13 protein-coding genes and 3 pseudogenes are annotated in these 21845 nt (G+C 50.4%); 4 read left to right on the top strand and 12 right to left on the bottom strand.

Translation table 11 applies throughout. The annotated features are described in order from the left end of the window. The first annotated feature begins 6 nt into the window (after nt 1–6). Complete coding sequence (locus ST42_RS12460; protein ID WP_022317536.1) at nt 7–801, top strand: thymidylate synthase; 795 nt, start codon at nt 7–9, stop codon at nt 799–801. A gap of 299 nt (nt 802–1100) precedes the next feature. Next, nucleotides 1101–1616, top strand: a complete 516-nt coding sequence (locus tag ST42_RS12455) for an Lrp/AsnC family transcriptional regulator (RefSeq protein WP_044065126.1) — start codon at nt 1101–1103, stop codon at nt 1614–1616. Between the two features lie 175 nt (nt 1617–1791). Here the strand turns inward: ST42_RS12455 and ST42_RS14655 are convergent. Continuing rightward, nucleotides 1792–1986, bottom strand: a pseudogene (locus ST42_RS14655) (IS1634 family transposase); the annotation flags it as partial. On the opposite strand from ST42_RS14655, the pseudogene ST42_RS14400 reads away from it, so the two are divergent. Beyond that, a pseudogene (locus ST42_RS14400) lies at nt 1981–2106 on the top strand (tryptophan--tRNA ligase); the annotation flags it as partial. The pseudogenes ST42_RS14655 and ST42_RS14400 overlap by 6 nt on opposite strands. A 61-nt stretch (nt 2107–2167) precedes the next feature. On the opposite strand, the gene ST42_RS12445 reads toward ST42_RS14400, so the two are convergent. The 10 genes and pseudogenes from ST42_RS12445 to ST42_RS12405 form a co-directional block, all read right to left on the bottom strand. Beyond that, nucleotides 2168–3817, bottom strand: coding sequence for a helix-turn-helix domain-containing protein (locus ST42_RS12445; RefSeq protein WP_231557043.1), 1650 nt, complete (start codon nt 3815–3817; stop codon nt 2168–2170). A gap of 24 nt (nt 3818–3841) precedes the next feature. After that, a pseudogene (locus ST42_RS14615) lies at nt 3842–4603 on the bottom strand (ligand-binding sensor domain-containing protein); the annotation flags it as partial. Between the two features lie 161 nt (nt 4604–4764). Continuing rightward, on the bottom strand, nt 4765–8490 hold the full coding sequence (locus tag ST42_RS12440; protein WP_082028660.1) for a glycosyl hydrolase family 95 catalytic domain-containing protein: 3726 nt from the start codon (nt 8488–8490) through the stop codon (nt 4765–4767). A 369-nt stretch (nt 8491–8859) separates the two neighbouring features. Further along, nucleotides 8860–9330 carry an ExbD/TolR family protein gene (locus ST42_RS12435; RefSeq protein WP_044073728.1) on the bottom strand — a complete coding sequence of 157 codons (471 nt, stop codon included), beginning with the start codon at nt 9328–9330 and terminating at the stop codon, nt 8860–8862. Between the two features lie 60 nt (nt 9331–9390). Next, on the bottom strand, nt 9391–9936 hold the full coding sequence (locus tag ST42_RS12430) for an ExbD/TolR family protein (protein WP_044073727.1): 546 nt from the start codon (nt 9934–9936) through the stop codon (nt 9391–9393). 20 nt (nt 9937–9956) lie between these two features. Further along, nucleotides 9957–10472 carry a hypothetical protein gene (locus ST42_RS12425; protein WP_156139370.1) on the bottom strand — a complete coding sequence of 172 codons (516 nt, stop codon included), beginning with the start codon at nt 10470–10472 and terminating at the stop codon, nt 9957–9959. Nucleotides 10473–10512: 40 nt separating this feature from the next. Further along, nucleotides 10513–11484, bottom strand: coding sequence for a MotA/TolQ/ExbB proton channel family protein (locus tag ST42_RS13680; protein WP_394365291.1), 972 nt, complete (start codon nt 11482–11484; stop codon nt 10513–10515). 115 nt (nt 11485–11599) lie between these two features. Then, nucleotides 11600–12331: an energy transducer TonB gene (locus ST42_RS12415; RefSeq protein ID WP_231557042.1), complete on the bottom strand. Its 732-nt coding sequence runs from the start codon at nt 12329–12331 to the stop codon at nt 11600–11602. Nucleotides 12332–12708: 377 nt separating this feature from the next. Next, a complete protein-coding gene (locus tag ST42_RS12410) occupies nt 12709–14406 on the bottom strand; it encodes a hypothetical protein (RefSeq protein WP_052488344.1) in 1698 nt (565 codons plus the stop codon). A gap of 93 nt (nt 14407–14499) precedes the next feature. Further along, nucleotides 14500–16038, bottom strand: a complete 1539-nt coding sequence (locus ST42_RS12405) for an alpha-L-fucosidase (protein WP_044073726.1) — start codon at nt 16036–16038, stop codon at nt 14500–14502. A gap of 380 nt (nt 16039–16418) precedes the next feature. On the opposite strand from ST42_RS12405, the gene ST42_RS12400 reads away from it, so the two are divergent. Continuing rightward, nucleotides 16419–17480 carry a GNAT family N-acetyltransferase gene (locus ST42_RS12400; protein WP_044073724.1) on the top strand — a complete coding sequence of 354 codons (1062 nt, stop codon included), beginning with the start codon at nt 16419–16421 and terminating at the stop codon, nt 17478–17480. Between the two features lie 215 nt (nt 17481–17695). Here ST42_RS12400 and ST42_RS12395 read toward each other — a convergent pair whose 3' ends face one another. Further along, on the bottom strand, nt 17696–21802 hold the full coding sequence (locus tag ST42_RS12395; RefSeq protein ID WP_044073722.1) for a beta-d-glucuronidase/beta-L-arabinofuranosidase: 4107 nt from the start codon (nt 21800–21802) through the stop codon (nt 17696–17698). Nucleotides 21803–21845 lie beyond the last annotated feature (43 nt).

Below are 21845 nucleotides of genomic sequence, written 5' to 3'. Positions count from 1 at the left end.
GAACTTATGCAACAATACTTGAACCTCCTCGACCGCATCCTGACAGAGGGCACGAAGAAGTCCGACCGCACGGGAACGGGAACAATAAGCATCTTCGGCAATCAGATGCGTTTCGACATGAGCAAGGGATTCCCGCTGCTCACCACAAAGAAGCTACACCTCAAGTCGATAATCTACGAACTGCTGTGGTTCCTGCAGGGCGACACCAACGTGAAATACCTGCAAGACCACGGTGTGCGCATCTGGAACGAATGGGCTGACGAAAACGGCGAACTGGGTCCTATCTACGGACATCAGTGGCGCTCGTGGCCGGGACACAACGGTGAACCGATTGACCAGATAAAGAAGGTGGTGGAACAGATAAAAAACACTCCTGACTCCCGACGGATGATTGTGAGCGCATGGAACGTGGCCGACATCGACGACATGAAACTGCCGCCTTGCCACTGCTTCTTCCAGTTTTATGTTGCCGACGGCAAACTCTCGCTGCAGCTATACCAGCGCAGCGCCGACACTTTCCTCGGAGTGCCGTTCAACATCGCATCTTATGCCCTGCTGCTGCTCATGGTGGCACAGGTGACAGGACTCGAGCCGGGCGACTTCATCCATACCACCGGCGACACTCACCTCTATCTCAACCACATCGAACAGGCAAGGCTGCAGCTGACCCGCACTCCGAGACCTCTGCCCCAGATGAAGCTGAACCCGGATGTGAAAGACCTCTTCAGTTTCAGATTCGAGGACTTCCAGCTCGAAGGCTACGACCCATGGCCGCATATCGCAGCACAGGTGAGCGTATAGGGCAGATATGCGTTTGGGCACGATAGAAATCAGAAGAAGGAGAATGATTTATTTTTGAATTACCAGACAGGGATAAAAAATTAAAAGGAAATAGCATTTTCTGATTACAAACTATTGCAGGTTACTTCAAAAAAATATATCTTTGCACGGTTTAGCAAACTGCGTCGGTCATTATCAACCGATGGTTTTATGGTACAATAATCCCCACATGGAAGTTACGGGAAAAGACATCATAAAGGAGCAAGAAAACAAACGAAAGAATATAACATAACAATTATCCACAAACATCATAACAAAACATGGCACATCATAATTTAGATTCTTTGGACAAGAAGATTCTCAAACTCATCGCGGAAGACGCAAGAATGCCGTTCCTTGAGGTGGCAAGAGTCTGCAACGTGAGCGGAGCCGCTATTCACCAGCGCATTCAGAAACTCAGCAACCAAGGCGTGCTGAAGGGTTCGAAATTCAACATCGACCCTGAGAAAATAGGATATGAGACGTGTGCCTTCATCGGCATCAACCTGAAGCATCCGGAAAACTTCGACGAGGTGGTGGAGAAGCTGAAACGCATTCCGGAAATCGTGGAATGCCACTACACCACCGGTGACTACGATATGTTCATGAAGATATACGCCCTTAACAACCATCATCTGCTCAACATCATCCATGACAACCTGCAGCCGCTCGGATTGTCGCGCAGCGAGACCATCATCTCGTTTAACTCGGCTTTCTGCCGCCAGCTGCCTATCGTGGACGCTCCCGCTGAAGAGGACGACGATATGGACGACGCCAATGAGATGAACATAGAATAAATCAGAAACTATTTATATCAAATCGTCGGTCGTCAGGCCGGATTGGGGAAATAGAGAATGAGTCTCTGTCATAACTACTGATATGACTGAGACTCATTCATTTTTTTGTAGGGGCAGACGTTGACTTGTTTATCTTCCTGACTTTGACTATGCGTCACCCTTTTTGAATTTTTCTATTTTTCGGAGGCATAATCTCCACTTTTGCCACCACCACAAAATCGTCCAAAGAGAAACGTTGTATGAAATCATCAATGATAGGAAGCATTGTGTATCCCTCATATTGACTGCCATTGAAAATACAATATGACAATGGATAGCCATCACGACTAACCAAGAGACCTAGTACGATCTGCGACTCCGAGGTCTTGCCGCCCGCGAAACTGCAGCACAAACCTTGCATGAGGTGCGCGAAGCAATGAAGATAAACTACTTCGACGATGCTGCACTCATCCAGCAACAGGCTGAGATGTACAAAAACAAGAATTTATAAACCCCAAACGGTCCTTAGGCCGTTTGGGGGTTATTATAAGTCCAACACTATATGACAGACACTATTCCGTCAACTGATGTCTCTCCCTAAACTCTGTAGGCGTACACCCCTCAGCCTTTTTGAAACATCGACTAAAATACTTCGGATCGGTAAAGCCACAACGATAGGCTATTTCCGACACATTCAGTCCTTTATCGTTTATCAGCATACCGTAAGCTTTCTCAAGACGATAGTTCTGCATATATATATTTGGTGTGCATCCATACACCTTCTTCATCTGTATATAAAGCAACGAACGGCTCAATCCCATCTCACAAGAGAACATTCCCACATTCAGCTCGGAATCGGAATAATGCTTCTGCATAAACGTTTCCACCTTTTCCTTAAAAGCATTGTCGGAACCGGTCCCATCAGAACTGGATACAGAACCGATACCGTAAACACTGCCATCAATTGCAGCAGGCAACGCCGGCTGGGCGTCTCCCTCTATCATATCACCTAAACGCACCTTTATATATTCCATCTTTTCTTCTTTGGAAAGTCTGAGAATCCTTATCTCCTTCTCAAGACTACGGATATAGCAGATTACTTTCACTAAAAGGAATATAAACGCAAGCACCAATCCGCCATACAGCATCCATGCCACTGGACGTTCGTTAAAGTATGGCGTACGATGGATTATAATGCAGGCTTCATTGTCTACCCAGACCCCGTCACCATTAGTGGAACGCACCCTCAAACGGAATGTCCCTGCCGGAATATTTGAAAGATTTATATGATTGTCCTTTGTATAAAGCCACTTCTTATCTACGTCTTCAAGCATGTAGGCATATTGTATAGGCTCCGTCTTATTATAGTCGATTGCCGCAAACGATACGTTAAGTGATTTTTCTTCCGGCGACAGAGATATACTGTCAGGCATATCAAACACAATCTTCGGCACGTAACGACTCTTGCCCAAAACATTCTCATCTACGGCAAGCACACCTTGCGTAGTGCCGAAAAGTGTTGTCTTGCCAGTGTTTATGCCAAGTGGAGGACATTCGGAAAAAGAAAAGCCTTTAGTGAACGTCCCCTCTATATAATTCGTAAAAGTATCATTACGTGGATTGAAAGACATAAGTCCATGTTCCGACACTGCCCATATCAAACCTTTCTTGTCTTCGTAAAGAGCAAGCACGATGTCGGTTGACATACCATTATCCATCGTGTAGGCACGGAAACGTATCTTGTCGCTGAACAGATTTCCAGAACTTACGACATTCAACCCTCCTCCATACGTTGCAACATATATCTTACCATCCTTACTACGCAACAGACTCATCACCTGGTTGTTGCCGAGCGACTCCACATCCGACGGCACCCGTTTGTTCTGCAAGAAGCGCAAACCATGAATACCACGCTGAATCTTTGTTGCAAACAATCCGTCATTAGTGGCAAGCAGAAGGCTACCGTCAGGAACAAGCAGCATATCATGAATGAACTTAGCCTCAACAGGATAACGGTCAAGCCCATTGTCACAATGGATGAATTGCGGGGTTTCGCTCCAAGGATTAACTATCACATTCAGTCCTCCTCCGTATGTTCCGACAAGAATACGCCCGAACTTGTCTTCCAACACCGAATAAACACTATTGTTGTTTATACCATACTTGTTATCCTTTCCTTTGAAAAACGCCTTGACTTTAAAGCCGCCATTCTTTAATGGCATCAGTCTGAACAGTCCGTTTGGCTTTGTGCCTATCCACAAATACCCATGTGAGTCCCTAAACATACAATAGGCATTTGCACCAAACGGATGACGCAACTTAGATATTGAGCCGTTACCACATAAGTATCCTTTAGTATTTCCGACTTTGTCCCAGACACAGATAACTCCGTTTTTATCGGCAACAAAGATGTCATCGGCTCCATATTGGAAAATACAGCGTATAAACTCTTCGCCTTCACTGCTCCTTTTAACAGGTGACAAACGCTTCTTGTTAAAGACAACACGGTCAAGTCCGCTATGAGTGAACACCCAATAGCCGCCTTGACGGTCTTTATACAAAATACGTGTTTCTATATCCTTATATTCAGGCAGACAGCCAATCATGGATTTCTGTTGGGCTGTCGGTCTGAAACGATCTGCCTGACTCTTCACTCTGTCAGGCAATGCGACAAAGCGTTTTTCATTGCATTTGAAAAGAAAGAACTTGTTTTCATGAAACTTACACAGGATATTCCCGTCTTTTGTCTCACTAATAGACAAGATACGGTTGTTTGGCAAAGGGCAATTGTCACCTTGCCGTGCCTTATAGTGGAAGAAGGAATAGCCATCATAGCGGCAAAGACCGTTCCACGAGCTAATCCAGATATACCCCTTTGAATCCTGAATAATCCCAGTAAACACACTTTGGGGCAAGCCATCCTTTTCAGAGAAATGAGTTATTTGCACTTCCGTATTTCCAGCAAGCGAAATACCGGTAAGCAACGTCAACAGGAAGGAGAGCAACATCCTTTTTACATTCATTATATTATCCGAAATAAGCCTCATTACAAGTAACGATTAGTCATTAGCACTTGCAAAGATAACACTTTTAATCATTAATACAAAAGGAAAGGGAGAATGTCAACGCATTCTCCCCTCACTAATATTATTCAACAAAGAATTATTTGCTATTTAACATATTTCTTTCCCTTAGCGACAACTACGCCATGATAACCTTCTCCAACACGCTGACCGTTAAGATTATATATAGCATTATCTTTTTCAGACTCTCTGGAAAGACCTGATACAGGAACAATAGCAGCAAGGCCTCCAACAAGCGTTATCTCCTCACCTGCATTAGTTGGAATATCATAGAGATAAGTATCCGGAAGCGTAGTGGCAGGAATCTTACTTGCATCCTTGACTATAGGCTCCGGCATGCCGTAAGGCTGCATCAAAGAATTGGTATTATTGCCTTCTGCTACAGAAAGAGCTGTACCATCGGCATTTGTCAATGGTGTTGCAGTACGCAGACGTAAGTTTCCGCCGACAGTAGACTTCACTGCAAGCTTCTCTATCTTGCCGTCAACCCATTTCATATCTGTCACCACAAATCCGCCACGGGCACACAGTCCTTTCACTTCGCCACCGGCTTTCCATTCCGTAGGCAATGCAGGAAGAACATGCAAGAAGCCGGCATGTGACTGCACAAGCATCTCTGCTATAGCTGCAGTAGCTCCGAAGTTTCCGTCAATCTGGAATGGAGGATGGGCATCAAACATATTTGCATACGAGCCGCCGTCGGAAGAAGCGATTGTCACATTAGGGTCGAGCAGGACAAGCTGGTTCTTAAGAATCTTCATGGCATGGTCTCCATCAAGCATACGTGCCCACATGGCTTCCTTCCATCCCATCGACCATCCGCGGGCAGCATCGCCACGTCCGACAAGACTCTTGTGTACTGCCTGATAAAGTGTAGCGTTTTCGTATGGAGAAACCTGATTGCCAGGATAAGCGCCCCAGAGATGAGACAGATGACGATGAGACGAATTCTCTTTATCCCAGTCTTCCTGCCATTCCTGTACCTGTCCGTATTTACCAATCTTCCATGGAGTAATCTGTGCCTTCAGAGCATCAAGAGCATCTGCGAAATCCGCATCCTCACCAAGAGCACGAGCTGCAAGAGCTGTATTCTTCAACAAGTCATAGACCATCTCGTTATCCATGGCAACTCCTCCGAAAAGGGCAATGTTTGCAGTATTACCGTCAGACTTGGTATAAGAGCCTATACCAGGATGATTCTCCGGTGAGTTGCTCGGACAAACAACCATATACCCTGTATTCGGATCCTTCACAAGAAAATCCTGGAAGAATTCTGCCGCTCCCTTCATTATAGGATAGACCTCTGCAAGATATGTCTTGTCGCCAGAGAAGAGATAACGCTCCCAAAGGTGAGAGCAGAACCATGCGTTACATGTAGGCCATACTCCTACGGTGCCATTGTCTACCGCACCTGTCGTACGCCAAATATCTGTATTATGATGTAAAGCCCATCCACGTGCGCCATACATCTTCTGAGCTGTTTCCGCACCTGTAACACTTACATCCTTGACCATCTCGACAAACGGCTCATGGCATTCTGCAAGATTTGTGACTTCTGCAGGCCAGTAGTTCATCTCAACATTGATATTTGATGTGTATTTCGAATCCCAAGCCGGATACTGACGCGCATCAGGATTCCAGATGCCCTGCAGATTAGCTGGCTGTGTGCCTGGTTGTGAAGAAGATATGAGCAGGTAACGTCCAAACTGGAAGTAGTTGGCTGCCAACTGAGGATCAGAAGTCTTATGGAACTCCTTTATACGCTGTTCCGTGTTCTTGGACTCCTGTGTAGCATTACCTGCAAGAGTCAGGTCCACACGGTCAAACTGTGCCCTGTAGACAGATTCATGATCCGAAAGCGTTGTAACATAATCTTTCTTGCTGTTCTCGTAAGCTTCCAGATAGGCAAGAGCTGATGCACTTGCATCACCGCTTACATCATCATATTTCTTGAAATTAGTGGCTTGCGAAATAATGATTGTAGCGTATGTAGCACCTGTCACATTAAGACGCGGAGCATTTGTAGCGGCTCCCACTGTTCCCTGAGCATAGATATTGACATTGTCGTTTGTAATAGCGCCGTCAGTGTCCACAATACGCAGATAAGTACAAAGGTTGAGCTTGTTTTCCACATTCTCACACTTGTCACGTGCCGGTCCCATCGTTGCCTTGACAGTATGATCGTCATAGAGGACGTTAGACGTGAGCTTCTCTATATTCGACTTATTACAACCGGCATAAGCCACATTAAAGTCGAGTTTACCTGTCTGGTCCGCTTCAAGACGCACCACTGTGACATTATCCTTGAAAGAAGTGAATACTGTACGCTTATACCCTACACCTTTCACATGATACTCCACATTGCTTGTTGCAGTATTCATATCAAGATAGCGAACATAGCCTTGTGCATCAACAGCATCCGAAGTCTGTGCACTTTCCATATCATCGAAACGCTGTCCCGGGAAGCCAAGCAAGACAACACCTGCTGCACGATAACTTGCTCCATGCGAGCCTTGCGACATCCAGTTCGTAACTGCAAGATTCTGTACCGAAGCATAATCTTTATTGAAGATGCCTTGCTGTACTTCTCCGAGTACTCCAAAAGCATTTGCATTATAGTTCGTGTTCGGTCCCTGGTCCCAGAATGTATCTTCGTTGAGCTGGAGCGTATCGCATGCGACACTACCGGAGTGCATAACACCAAGACGACCGTTTCCCAACGGTAGAGCTTCTTCCCAATAGCCTGCTGGCTTGTTGTACCACAAATGATTCTTGCTTTCTATTGTAGGAGCAGGTATCGGATCGGTATCGGCGGTGATGAAACTGAACGTCAAGGCTTTCGCAAGCACATTTCCAGAAAGGTCACTTACTGTATTTGCCGGTAGCTCAAAGTTATACATCGCACTTTTGTCAAGAGCAGAATAGCTGAAACGAATTACATTGCCGTTTACTGTTGGAGCAAGCTTGACAACACTGTTTGTATTTGCATTCGTAAGCGTTGCCTCTGCCCCATCCGCCACATGCACACTCTCGTCAAAGTTCAAAGCAATGGTTCCTGTTGTCACGACATTATCCTCATTATCCTTTGGACGGCTTGATACGAATGCCGGTGCTTCATGGTCGTCAGCAAGCACCTTTACATATTTCAGATTGTAATTGCTTTTCTTCGTGGCACTGACAATAAAGAGTCTCACTATGACATTCTCCTTATTGTCGGCATCAAGAGAGTAAACAGCATCATTATATGTATTCCAATGACTGCCGCTGACATAGTCATCAAGTGTTGTCCATGTCGTCCCTCCATCAACGGAATACGCCACACCAAAATGTGTGGAGCTGCTTGAGCCGTCGCCTATAGCGAAATTAAGTTTCACGTTGTTCAGGTTTACAGTAGGGAAATTCACTTCGAAATATTGGTCATGTGTTGAGGCATCACCATAGTTTTCCTTTTGTGTAAATTTATCTATCGAAGCTGTGTTCAGACGCAAGACATAGCTGTCCTTACTTTGCTTTACCTCCCACTTGCCGTCACTTGTCTTCAGCGAAAGCTTATAGTTGGTCTGTACTCCAGAACATGTGTTCGGCAGAAACACCGGTTGTTTACTTTTCCATGCGGTATTGCTTATCGCCTGCCATCCGCTGCCATCCGGAGTGTAGGTCACAACAGTTCCGCTGCTTGAGCTTTCCCATCCCTCCGAGAACACCCATGACGCAACAGCTGTCTGTTGCGCATGGCTGATAACAGGATTCGCAAAGGTAAAAGCCAAAAGCATCAGAGCCACATGGAATAAATGACTCATCATTCTTTTCATAATTTTACTTTTTAATTGTTTTTAGATTATATTTTTTAGAATTCGTAAATATGCCGCAAAGGTAAAGAACAAAGGAAAGAACTATGCGGATTATTGTTTTTGTGATGTGGAAAATCGTATAAGTGACGAAAAAAAACAACTTGGTATGATTTCACTGTCACTTAATGAGAAATAGCGAACAATTGCAAATCAAGAACGAGGGCGTATCAAAAGAAAAACTTTGACACACCCTTTTCCTGACTTTGACTATGCGTCACCCTTTTTTCATTGTTATTTTTGCTAAGTTATTGAAAATGAGGGAATGTTATTTTGAGGGTACACATTTTGTCAAAGTCAGGTGTCATAACTACTGATATGACTGAGACTCATTCATTTTTTTGTAGGGGCAGACGTTGACTTGTTTATCCTGGTTCCGATGAACGTCACCTTCAGGGCGTTTGCCCGTCGCAGCGCCTGCTTCACCTCCATCACGGTCTTCATGTCTACATCCTTGTCGGCAGAGAGCGCCACGGTCATCTCCTGGGCCTCGTCGGGCGACATGCCGGAGCGCGACTCCGCGAGATAGTCCACGAGCTGGTCTATTGCCACCACCTTGCTGTCCACCTGTATGCGGTAGCCCTCCTGCCTACCGTCTACAGGCTTTCCGATATACACATGGGTCACGCCAGCCTTCTTCTTCATCTTCGTGAGCTGTCTGCCCTCAGGCACACGATATCTCACCTTCACCTCGTCCTGTCGCATGTGGGTTACGATGATGAAGAAGAACAGCACCGTGAAGATAAGGTCGGGCAGCGATGCCGTGTTCAGTTCCGGCACGCTGCGGCGTTTGCGTATAAACATATTCTGTTGTCTCCTATTCTGTTTTTAGTTCCTCAAATCGGTCATCAGCCAGGTTGGGGGTTATTCTTTGTCTGCCGCATCCTGACCGCTCTCCTCGTTCAGGTTTTCCATCACACGCTGCGGATAGAGCTTGTCTATCTTCTTGCGCTCATACTGTTCGCATTCCGCATACTGCTTGTGGTAGATGCCCATCGCGGCAGAGTTTCGGATTGAGGTGTATGCCGAGCTTACTGCATCCTGAACGTGGAAATAATCATCGTATTTGGATGTGGGGAGCATCTTGATGCTCACCACGTGTGTGGCGCGGTCGGGACAGCCGGCAACAAATTTCTCCACCATTCCCTGCAGACGCCTCACGTCGACAGGCTTGCCGTCTACTCTCACGTCGCCCTCGCCCCAGATGCTGATATCCATCACGTTGCGGCGGTCCATCTCCGTCACCTCCTCCGCCTTCGCCTTGTCTTCGGGCGGCAGCTGCTTGAAGACACCCTTGGTGGAATCCATCGACGAGATGACGAGGAAGAAGACGAGCAGGATGAACGAGATGTCGGCGGTGGAAGTGGTGTTCAGCCCCGGCACCTCACGCTTGCCGCGTCGGAAATTCATTGAAAACCTTTTCTGTCTTATCACTTTTCCTCCTTTTTCCTGTTTTTCCTCCTCATTGCCGATCCGCCTACCGACACCGCCACTGCCACTACGGCAGCGAGGAGCATGGCGAATACGGTGTATATGAACATGTCGGCAACCTTGAGCCACATGGCGTCGCTGAAGGTCTTGCCGTTTACAGACAGCGGATCTGCCGACCCTGCCACGTATGCCAGCACGAGCATTGCCACGAACGCCATTGCCGACCAGCGCTTTATCCTTGCCACGGGGATGCCGTTGACCACCTTCTCGGCAGACCGGATTTTCGCCGCTTTATACAGCGAGAAGACCAGAACTCCCACAGCCCCCACCACCATCAGATAGATGAAAATGAGCACGATGTCGGTGAGCAGCGGAGCATTGTAGTCGGGGTCGAACACGTATGGCATATCGTAGCCCACGAGATAGAAGAGCGCGAAGACCACAGCCGTCACGCCTATCATGGCATAGAGCATACGGGTGGACATCTGCCATGCCTTGAGCTTTCTCTTTTTCATACCCATAGCGTTATTGTCTTGTTTTTCTTTCTGCTGCATGTCAGCCTTTCTGGTTCTTGTATTTACCGATGGAGTCGAGGAGCTTTATCGCCGACTCCTCCATATCGGCAGTGATATGGTCTATCTTGGAAACGATGTAGTTGTAGAACACCTGGAGCACGAGCGCCGCGATGATTCCGAAGATGGTGGTGATGAGCGCCACCTTCATTCCCGATGCCACGATGGTAGGACTGATGTCGCCGGCGTCTTGTATCTGCTCGAATGCCATCACCATTCCTATCACGGTGCCGAGGAATCCGAGCGACGGTGCGATGGCGATGAAGAGTTTTATCCATGAGCATCCCTTCTCCATGTTTGCAGCCTCTACGGAACCGTAGCTTGATATGCCGCGCTCGATATTGTCTATCGGTTCGGCGATGCGGGCGAGCGCTTTGCGGCAGATGGATGCCACGGGACCACGCTCCTGCTCACACATCTTCTGTGCCGCCTGCAGGTCGCCATTTGAGAGCGCCCCGTCGATGTCTGCCATCATTCTCTTGGCGTCTATCTCACTGAGCGTGAGGAATATTATTCTCTCCACACAGAAGGCGAGTCCGAGCACGAGAGCCAGTGCCACGAGCGACATGAATCCTGCCGAACCCTCGATGAACTTGGTTTTGAGCACCTGATGGAAGCTCAGCGGCTCTTCGTCGTCGATGCCTTCCAGATCGGCAGCCATATCTGCCGTGTCGGTAGCCTCAGCCTGTGTGTCGTCGGCACCGAGACTGTCGGCATGGGCATTGGCGGCAGCTTTCGGTGCGGCGGCAGGTGCTGCTTCTGATGCCTCAGCCGGCGCTGCACCATTTTCATTATCCGCAGCGGTTTTTGATTTCGCGGCAGCCGGTTTTTGTCTTGTCTTTTCCACGGCAGCCGGTTTTGCCGCCGCTGTCGCCTTGTCTTGTGCGGCGGCATCTGCCGGAGCTGCCAAGACAAGACTGATGATAATGAGCATGCTGCCCAATAGTCTTTGCATTTTTTGCATTGCAGTTATGTGTTATGTTTTCTATTCCGTTATGTCTGTATTCACACAAGGCAATTCCTGCCTTGTCTGTTCTCCGGGCATGGATGTATCTTCTTTATGCCAAGTATCACAATACGAAGTTCACTGGTATGCAGAAATATGTGAGACAAGGTTTGCCCTTGTCCTCGCCGGGCTTCCACTTCGGCATTCTCCTGAGCACCCTCAGTGCTTCGGCGTCGAGCAGCGGATCTGCCTTATGCACCACCTTCAGCTCCGACACGGTTCCGTCTTTGCCGATGATGAATCCCACCACCACTTTGCCTTGTATCTTCTGGTCGCGCGCCGCCTGCGGGTAGCGCAGGTTGCTGGTTATCCACTTCATGAACTCCACCATTCCGCCGGGGAATTCGGGCAGTTTCTCCACAATCCTGAAGTTGAGCGGATTGTCGTTCATGTCGGTTGCCACGGGAGCCTGTGCCGTTGTCTCGTTACTGCTGTCGTCGGCAGCCTGTCCGGCGTTGCCCACTCCTTTGCCCTCGTCGGCATCTCCGTTCGGCTGGTCCATCTTCGTGGGCATCTCCGTCTGCGGTTGTTCGTCCACCGCCTTTATCTTCTCCGTCACCGCCTTCGGCGTTGTTCCCGGCTTCAGATATGCTATCATGTCTTTCTGTTGCTGCCGCGCCAGCAGTTCCGGGTCGAACGACGGGTCGGAATCTACATCCATGTCGTCAAACATCTGCGGTCCGCCGCTTCTCCATTCCAGTGCCACGAACAGCAGCGTGAGGGCAAAGACGAGTCCGAGCAGAACTCCCGTAGTCCTGTTCGCCGTATAGTCGATATGTATCTTCATCTTTGCCATTGTGCGTAATGCGTTAATTTATCTTATGCAAAGATAATGCAAACCGAATGCAGAATATCAAGCTTGCTTGAATATTATGCTGAGGTGCAGCTTATCTTATGCAAAGATAATCCAATTACTTATAAACACAAAATTAAAGGAAGTGAAACCTACTTATTTAGTCTTAACCCAACAAAAATCCTCTATGCAAGAACAACAACAGAATCCCTACAAGTCCAAACGACAGATTTGGGGCTAAACTATATACACGTAATTTTCCCCCACGGCGTGGGGAACGAAACCCCACATTAGGGGGTTCTATTCCCCACGCCGTGGGGGAAATTCTGACCTATGTGATTCGTTATGGCGTTTCGATTATATTCTGAGTGAATATCATATCACCACACGAGAATTTTCTCGCCGTTAACGATGTAGACGCCCTGGTGAACGCAGATTGTGCGTGAGCCTTCAATTGTGCCGCTGAACAACAAGCTGCCCTGAAGGTTTACGATCTCCACTCTCGTAGCCACTTCGGCGTTGAGAACGATCTCGCCCTTGCCAGCCTTCACGGTGAATGTCGCTGGTGTAGGACTGTCAACGCCTGAAGGCTTGCTCTTGAAGTACGGCACGAAACGGATATTGCCATCTACGCAGTCGGCAGGGATGGTATACTCACCGTTGACGAATTGTGAAGCCTGCACTGTGTATTCCTTCCACTGCGGATTCTCATTCAGCATGTTCGCCCCCTCAAGATTGTAGCCATGGCGAATCTTCACGTAGTCGAGCAGGAAGCCTTCTGCCGGCTGGGTCTTTATCTTGAATGACCGACCGAAGGGAGTGGTCTGTCCTGTCACCGGCTTGCCGTTGGAGAGGAGAATCTCACCGTTCAGACCACCGCCGTTATCCTCAACAGTGCGGTAGATATCCACCTCGTCAGCGTGGATGTTTACGAGCACGTCAACGATGCCTCCGCCGTTGTCCGAGATATTGTTGTCTGTTGTGGTGCTGCCGCCGGGGTCTGCGTTGTCCCAGTCCACTTTGTACCGCATTCGATAGATGCCCGGTGTCTGGTCTTCTGCAATCCTGAACGAAGGCATTGCCACGCCGCAGCCGTCGCTTGCCGTACCGCCCTTGCTGTCCTCGCCCTTATAGTAAGAAAACGCTACGAGGTCCTTGTTGTCGGTGATGCCGGTGTCGGTGTAATCAACGTTGAACTTGCCGTCGTTACCCTTGTCGAGGTAAGCATACCCATGCATACGTTCGCCTTTCCAGCTGATAGCAGGCGTGACCGTCTCGCCTGGTCTGGCAAGGAAGATGTCGTCGAGGTTCTTGATGTAGAGTTTCTTGTCCGTGTCCTGGTTTACTGCTGCGGTCTGCGAACCGAGGCCAACAGACTTGATGTAGCGGTCGGCACGTGTGTGGGCTGTCGTCTTGTTGTAGTTGATTGGGTAAACCGGTTTTGAGAAGAACGGAGCGACCTTGCTGCTGAGGATGATATCATCGATGAATACGGCGAAGTCGCTCTTCTGGTCGTGAGGCGACTGACGGTCTACTACAACGAGGAGGCTCTTGATAGTGACGCCCTTGGCTCCCGTGACCGGGAACACCACGTCCTTCCATTTGCCTGCCGTACCGATTTTTGTGGGCAGGCTCCAGAACTGCTCTGTCGTTGCCGGCTGGCAAGGACGGTCGTCGCGGTTGCCCAGACCGATGAGCATAAACTGGGTGTAACGGGTGGAGCTGATCTTCACGTGTATGTATTGTGTCTTTTTTTCAAGAGCGAACGGCTCCTTCAGTTCTACGAGAGCGCCGAAGGTGTTGCTGCCGAAGCGTGAGCGCTGCACGCCGAGAATCTTTGCCGATTCATCAGGAGCGTAACCCAAATCGGAGTCCACTTCGTTGAGGTCGTTGTCAACCACCTGCACATTACCCTTGAGTCTGTTGAGGTTGAAGGGGGATATAGGACATGTGTCGTATGCACGCACACTCACGTAGCTCTCCGGAGTCTCGAAGTCACAGAGTGTCTTGTCCTGTTGCGCCATAGCGACGACAGGAAGAATGAGGCCCGCAAGGCAGATATATTTCTTTATGTTCATTGTTTCTTTGCTTTTTGCTTGATGGAATAAGTATTAGCCAAAATGGTCATTATACCGCTTTAATGTAGTATTCCAGAGACAGCCTGTGCAGTTTTAGAACACTTCTATTGTGTGGAGCAGCGGACAAGACCTTGAGTTCTCGATGGTGATGCGTATAGCCTTTGCCATATAGCCGTCTGTAGAGTATTCTGCCGTTGAGCCGTTGAGCGGGATGATGCGCTTGTAGCCTACGGTTGTCGTTGCCTGATTGCCACCGCGCTTGGTGAATGTCACTCCGTCTTCACTTGTCTCGATCTTAAACTTCTTGATGCGCTGTCCGAGCTTGATATACTCCATGAGCGAAACGTAGCGCACTGTCTGCGGCGTGTCCCACTTGAGTTCGATGACAGCCTTCTTACTGCCGTCGGGAGTTGCCCAATATGTGTCTTTGTTTCCGTCAATCAGATTCCTGGCTTCGTAGTTGCCGTTGCCCATAGCCTCGCGGGTGCAGTCGGCTGTCACGGTAGCGCTCTTTGCGAGGTCGGTGCCGAGGCGCTTGTCGAGCAAGTCGCCGAGTGCCTCCATCTGTTCTGCAACAGAGTCGTCGATAAGGCCGGCGCGATTTGGCGGGAGGTTGAGCAGCAAGGTGGCGTTACGGCCTACTGTCTCAAGATACATCTTGAAGAGAGTCTCGGCAGTCTTCACCTCGTTGTCCAGGTTTGAGTCCCAGAACCAGCCTTTTGTAGATCTGGCGTCGCTCTCGCCGGCTGCCCACATCCATGCGTATTCACTGCCCGCCTCGCCGTCGCCCATTGACCAGCATGTCTGTCCTGAATAGCCGTTCTCGTTGCCTATCCAGCGTACCTCGTCGCCAACGCCCCACATTACGACGTCGGGAAGGAGATTGTGGATAGAGTCGCGGAGGTTGGGAATGTCGTAGTATGTCTGCGAGTTGTCGATGGTGCGTTTCCCCGAAGTGGTGTAGCTGCCATAACCGCCTGCATAGTCGCCACCGGTAGCGCCGTCGAACCACATCTCAAACTGGTCTTTACCATACTGTGCAAGCTCTGCACACTGAGGCAGGAACACGAGCCTTGCATACTCGTCGGTATAGTTGCCGTTGCTGTCTTTCTTGCCCCAATACGGACTCGACAGGTCCCACGGAGAGACATAGAAGCCGTATTTCATGTTGAGCTCGCGTGCGGCGTCGGCAAAGTCCTTCGGGATGTCTACATCCTTTCCGTAGCCGGAAGAGTTGCGTGTGCAGTGCTCTGTCGTTGCTGTAGGCCATAGGCAGAAGCCGTCGTGATGCTTCACCACGGCGATGCCACCCTTCATATGAGCCTTCTTTGCCACCTCAAGCCACTGCTTCGGGTCGGGTTTCTGTGTCGGTGCGAATACTGTCTCACGCTCCATGCCTGTCCCCCATTCCTGGTTGGTATAGGTGTTCATGCCGTAGTGGAAGAAAGCGTAGAATTCCGTTTCGTTCCATTTGAGCTGACGGTCGCTCGGCACCGGATATACGGGAGCCGGTGTGTTGTCCGGATTGCTCACGCTCTCCTCAACCAACTGGAAATTGTTTTGTGCCGACAAAGTGGCGGGTGCAGCAGCAGACAGACTCAATGCCGACAACAAGATGTGGATTTTCTTCATAAATGTCATCTATATGTTTTGAAAAACAATTGGGTTCTTAACTGATTCAAAGTCGCAAAGCCACGAAATGGAAATCCCTAAATATCACATCCCCCTGTTTCGGGTTTCCCAACCATTCTGCTCTTTTTGTTTTCGCCGCTAATTTACGAAGTTTTTCCGGCATTTCAAAAAGTTGTCCATATTTTCATTCCTCCCATGTAAAATATGAGATACGACAGCCCTTTTAGTGATGATGAAATATTTTCGCCGCCACTTATTTGGACATATTGCATATTATTCTGTTTTTATTCATTACTTTTGCACCTGCCTACGAAAAATGACACATCATCAAGTCCCAATCGGTCATCAAACCATTTGGGTACAATCAGCAAAACCACACTATGCCAAAAGAATTATTATCATTCAGCAGCCACAACGATATCAACGAAATCAAAACGGAATGGACCGAGCTCGACAGGAAAGCGGAGGAGAACGGCGTCAGATACGTTGAATACACATATTATCAGACTTACGAATGGAACGAATTCCTGTTCCGCCACACCACCAGGGGCTTCGGCAAGTTTGCCTCTGCGATGCGCTACCATCTGGTGAGACTCGACGGCAGACCGTTCGCCATCATACCCACACTGGTGACACGACTGTCGAAGAAGGTGAGGATTCCCTCATGCAGAGTGGCGGGAGTGCTCAACATCTGCTGCCCCTACACAGGGGAGTGGGACGGGGAGATGACGGCTGCCATCGCCGGATATATCGAGACGGCACTCAAGGGGATGAAGATCAGCTTTGCCGATGTGCCTATGGCGGCTCCCTTCGCCGGCGTGATGAAGAGAATTGGCGGCGAACTGAAGGAGCGCACGAGCTATCATGTGCCGCTCGACGGATTTGAAAGTCATGAGGATTATGTGGCATCGCTCAACAAGAACATATACAAGAACATCCGCAAGGCATACAACCATCTGAAAACCGACTCCAAGAGGATGGAACTGAAGGTGTATCGCCGGGGCGGAATGCCCGACGACGGATATATGCGCAGTCTGTGGAAACTCTATCTGAGACGCAAGATGGCTTGGCGCCACCGCAAGACGGGAGCTATGTCTGAAATCGGCATCAGCCTCAAGGCTATGTATGAAACCCGTTCGGGATGCGCCAACCGCAGTCTGAAGACGCTCGATGCGGCGGAGCTCTACGTGCTGCATATCGACGACCGGCCGGCGGCATTCATGATAGTGTATCGCCACCGCAACCATCTGCTCATGCCGAAGCTCGCCATCGACACTTCTTTCAGCCGCTATTCTCCCGGCATCCTGCTCATACTCGAGGCTTCGAAGAGATGGATTGACGAGGGAGTGGCAGACTTCGACATGTGTCGCGGCGACGAGAGATACAAAAAGGAGATGGGCGGACAGAACGAACCGCTTTGCCGCATCGACAAGAGGCTGTAGGACAAGACCTCTCTTCTGAAAGACAAATCAAGTTCTTATAACCCATTGGTGATAAAGTCGCTCTTCTGAAAGACAAAACCCGGACAAGCCCTGAAGCCCTGTTAGGGATAATAAAAACAAAAAAATCGCTCAAACATTATGCTTTGAACAATATTGTTTTCAAGACATAATGTTTGAGCGATTCTGTTTTCTGTGCTTCTTCACACCCAGATATTCTATTCTATCGTCAGCTTCTCGAAGAGCATCCTGTCGATGCCGTCGCCCGTGAGAGTCACCTTATAGCTGCCGGCATTGGTCTGCGAACCAGTGGTGATGCTCGTGTTGCGGCGCTTGGTCTTCTTCTCCGGAGTCTTCACGAAGGTGATGTCGTCTTCCTTGTATACCACACCGTTGAGGTCGGTTATCTTCACGTGGAGCGTGCGCTCCTTCTCAGGATTGTAGTAGCGGAATCTCAGGGCATACACCTTTGCCACACCAACGTTGTATTCAAACGTCATCGTTCCCTTGTGCAGGATTCCCTCTGCGGTGATGGCACTGCTGGTCTTCGGCGGCAGCAGACTGTCGGGTGTGGCGGCATAGGTCTCTTTCTCGAAGTCTGCCCACATCGTCTTGCTCTCCTTCTTCGGCTTCTTCTCCACCGGCTTCACGTCGTGGTTTTCGGTCGCCACGGCGATGGCAGAGATGACAGCCTGTCCGGCATTCACCTTCGGGAAGTCGATACGTATCTCCTTGCCCTCGTTGTGAACATTCAGCACCCGCTTGTATGGTCTGCCGTAGCGCGCCTGTGCCCAGAGATCGAGGTTGCGGATTCGTGTGGTGTCGTTCACCGCCACATCAAAGAGTCGCAAGCCCTCATAATCGGTAGTCGCCGACTCTCCCCTGCCCCACCAAGGCTCGATGAAATAGAGTTCCACGCGATAGTCGCCGGGCTGCGCCGGTATGGTGTACGACAGACGGTGTCTGCCGAATCGCGAACTGCGGAAGAGCGGCGATGCGAACATCAGCGGATTATACGTCTGGCTCGCCTGATAGGGGCTGGTCTCCTTCTTGAACCCGTCGCCCCACGATGATGACCAGCTGCTGTTGTCCTGCTGCCAGGTCAGTCCGTAGCTGTCCACATAGTCGTCGCCGCCACAGTTTATGCGCGCTATGTAGTTGTATCCGTTGGCAGGCTTTATGATATCCTCGTTCCATGCGTTATACGAAGGCATGGCGAGAGAGTCGCAGCTCACCAGACGGTCTTTGCAGTATCCGCGTGCCACGAGGGCGTCGCCGCCCGCCTTCACTCCATAGAAGCGGAAGAGCGTGGTGTTGCCCTTCACGTCGCGCTCCTTGGTCTGGCTCCACTGTCCGCAGCTCAGCGTCACACGGTCGCAGTTGCTGTAAACCCTCACACTGTCGAGAGTTGCCACAGCCATACTGTCGCCCTCCTCTTTCTTTCCGCCGATGCTGTCGATATGTATCGCCGGCACGATATACACCAGCGGTTCCTTGTCGGCAGACACGTAGTGCGACTTATACATATAGAATGCGTCGCCCGGCTGCTCCCATGTGGATATCAGTCCCTTGTGGTTGAAGGGTCCCACCTTGTCTATCATCCTGAAGCCCTCCTCCGGCTGTCGGCGTCCGGGATTGTCGTGGCTCTGCAGGGTCCAGAGGAACTGTCCGCACACACTGTCCTTCACGCTCTCTGCCAGCTGCACCTTGCGCTCCAGTATGTCACACTGCTTCTCTTCCGTATATCGTTCTCCCGAGTGGTTGCCCAGTGTGCGCCACGCACCGTATTCTCCGTTGAGGAGCTGGTCGTCGCGCGAGAGTTCCTTGGCGTAGTCTTCGAGCTTTCCGCCATACGTGCCGCTCCAGTTCTGCACCACGTTCCAGTCTGTCCCCTCGCCTCCGTTGCAGGTGGTCACGAGGCGCTGCGTTCCGCATGTGGGGTCGAGGCGGCGTATGATGTCGGAGCATTCCTTGGCGAATTCCGCCGGTATGGTGCTCTCGTTCTGCAGTCCCCACAGGATTACCGACGGAGAGTTGCGGCGCTCCTTCACCCATTGTATGAGGTGGCGCTTGAAGCTCTCCTTGAACTGTGGCGTGTCATACCATATATGTGCCGAGAACTGCGGCCACCACAGTATGCCGTTCTCGTCGATTATCTTCTTGTAGAGCAGGTTGTGTGGCTGGTGTGCGTCGCGGAAGGCGTTGAAGCCCGTGGTCATCACCTCCTTCATCCTCGCCTCTATCTGCTCGTCGCTGAAGGCGTGGCTCTGTCCGAACAGGTGTTCATACTCACACACGCCGTTGATGAACTCCGGTTTGCCGTTGAGAAAGAAGCGTTTGTCGCCGTCGCCTCTCGTCAGCGGCCATGATATGCTGCGGAATCCGAACGGCGTCAGCAGGTCGTCGGTAGCCTTTCCGCCTCGCTTTATCATGGTGTTGAGGTTGTAGAGATATGGTTTCTCCATCGTCCAGCGCCGCGGATTCTGTATCGCTGCCTGCTGGCGCACGGTCTTCACCTCTCCCGGCAGCAGCGTCACCTCGTCGGTCAGGCGCAGGGTCTGCTTGCCGCTCTTCTCCGAGAGCTTGTTTATCAACTGGAAGGTGGCTGCCTCCTCTCCATAGTTCTTCACCTCGGTGTCGACGAAGATACTGTCGCATGCCTGGTTAGACCACACATGCACTCCGAACGGCTCTATGCGCACCTTGTCGGTTATCTCCATCACAACCGGACGGAAGATGCCGAAGGGCTGCGATCCCTCGCTGAATCCCCATTCCGAACTGCATCCGCCGCATACCCACGGCATGTCGGTGATGCCTTTGGGATGCGACACGCGCACCTCAAGACTGTTCTCCTTTCCCCTCGCCACGCTCTGCGTGATGTCTATCGTCTCGGTGGTACGTCCGATGTCGTAGGTGCCGAGCTTCTTGCCGTTGAGCAGTATGTCGCAATATGTGCCCACTCCCTCGAATCTCAGGAAATACTCCTTGCCTTCCAGATCGGGAGCTGTGAACGATTTGCGGAACACCGCCTTGCCGTGCAGGTTGCCGTGTTCCTTCTGCAGCGCTCCGTAATAGTCGTCGAGGTTGAAGGGTATGTCTTTGGTGAAGGTCTCACCACCGAAGGTTATCTGCCAACTGTCGTTCAGGCCCACAGTGGTGCGTTTGCCCACTGGGTCCGGCGTCGGGAATGAGATTTCGCTCTTTCCCATCGGACGGCTCGTAGCCACGGCGATGCCCCGCTGTCCGCTGTTGTTCACGGCGCAATAGAAATGATATACCACTCCGTCGTGTTCCACCACATAGCTCTTGTGGGCGAACATCTCGTCGTATGGTTTCGACGGCACGATGAGGTCGGCTCCCTGCCAGTCATACCAGTGTATCATGTCGCGGCTTGCGGCGAAGGTGTTGTAGGCGTTGTATTCGCGGGTGGAGTTGAAGGCAGAGAAATAGAACATCACGTAGATGTTTCCCATCTTCACTATCTGCGCGTCGCCTGTTATGGTGCCGTCGGTGTCGTGGGCAAAGATGGGGTTAGCCTTGTAGCGTGTCCATTTCTTCATGTCGTGTGAGAAAGCCACTCCGATGCGCTCGCCTTTGGGATGTGTGGCATTTTTTCCTCCGGCGTTGTAATACATCATGAAGGGATAGCCGAAGAGTTTCTTGTCCACACGATACACCGTGCTCTTATACTGTGTCATGTATTCCCACCACTGGGCGTTCTTGTCTTTGTAAGACATCACCGGCTTGCCTGCCGTCTCCCAAGGATGAGCCTTCGTCACGTCGAGCTTCGTCGAGGCCAGTCCGATGCTCAGCGGAGCGTTCACCGCCTCATAGCCGGTGCCCTCTCCTCCGATGTATGTCATCCAGTAGCGTCCCTTGTATCGCTCTATCTCATAGGAGCCGCCCCAGGTGTAGTCTACGAGCGCCGGGAATCCTCCGCGCTGGTTTCTGTCCCATTCGTCGCCGCTTCCGTATTCGAGCACTCTGCCGAGTGTCTGCCAGTGGAGCAGGTCGCTGCTGGTGGCAATCCATGTCTCGTAGCCTCTGCCGTCAGTGCCGCCTTTGCCGTTGTAGCACACGTAGGTCATAAACCACTTGCCGTCCTTGCGGAACACCGTCGGACAGTCTATCTTGTGGCCGTTGTCGGCCGGTGCCACCACCATTCCGTATTTGTATGGTGTCTTCACGGTCTCGTAGATGCGCTGCATCTCCTGCTGCGTCACTGCCGCCGCCTTGGCTGCCGTGCGGCGCTTGCCGCGGCGCTGGGCTGCTGCGCTGACAGTGAGCAGAAGACAGAGAGATATTATAAGATATATTCGTTTCATAATCCGTTTTGAATTCTATATTTGCCTGATTGCCGTTTGGGGG

The sequence above is a fragment of the Prevotella pectinovora genome (genome assembly GCF_000834015.1).
Lineage (GTDB): Bacteria > Bacteroidota > Bacteroidia > Bacteroidales > Bacteroidaceae > Prevotella > Prevotella pectinovora.
Note: the sequence above shows the minus strand (reverse complement) of the source record. Positions and strands in the feature narration are given on the sequence as shown.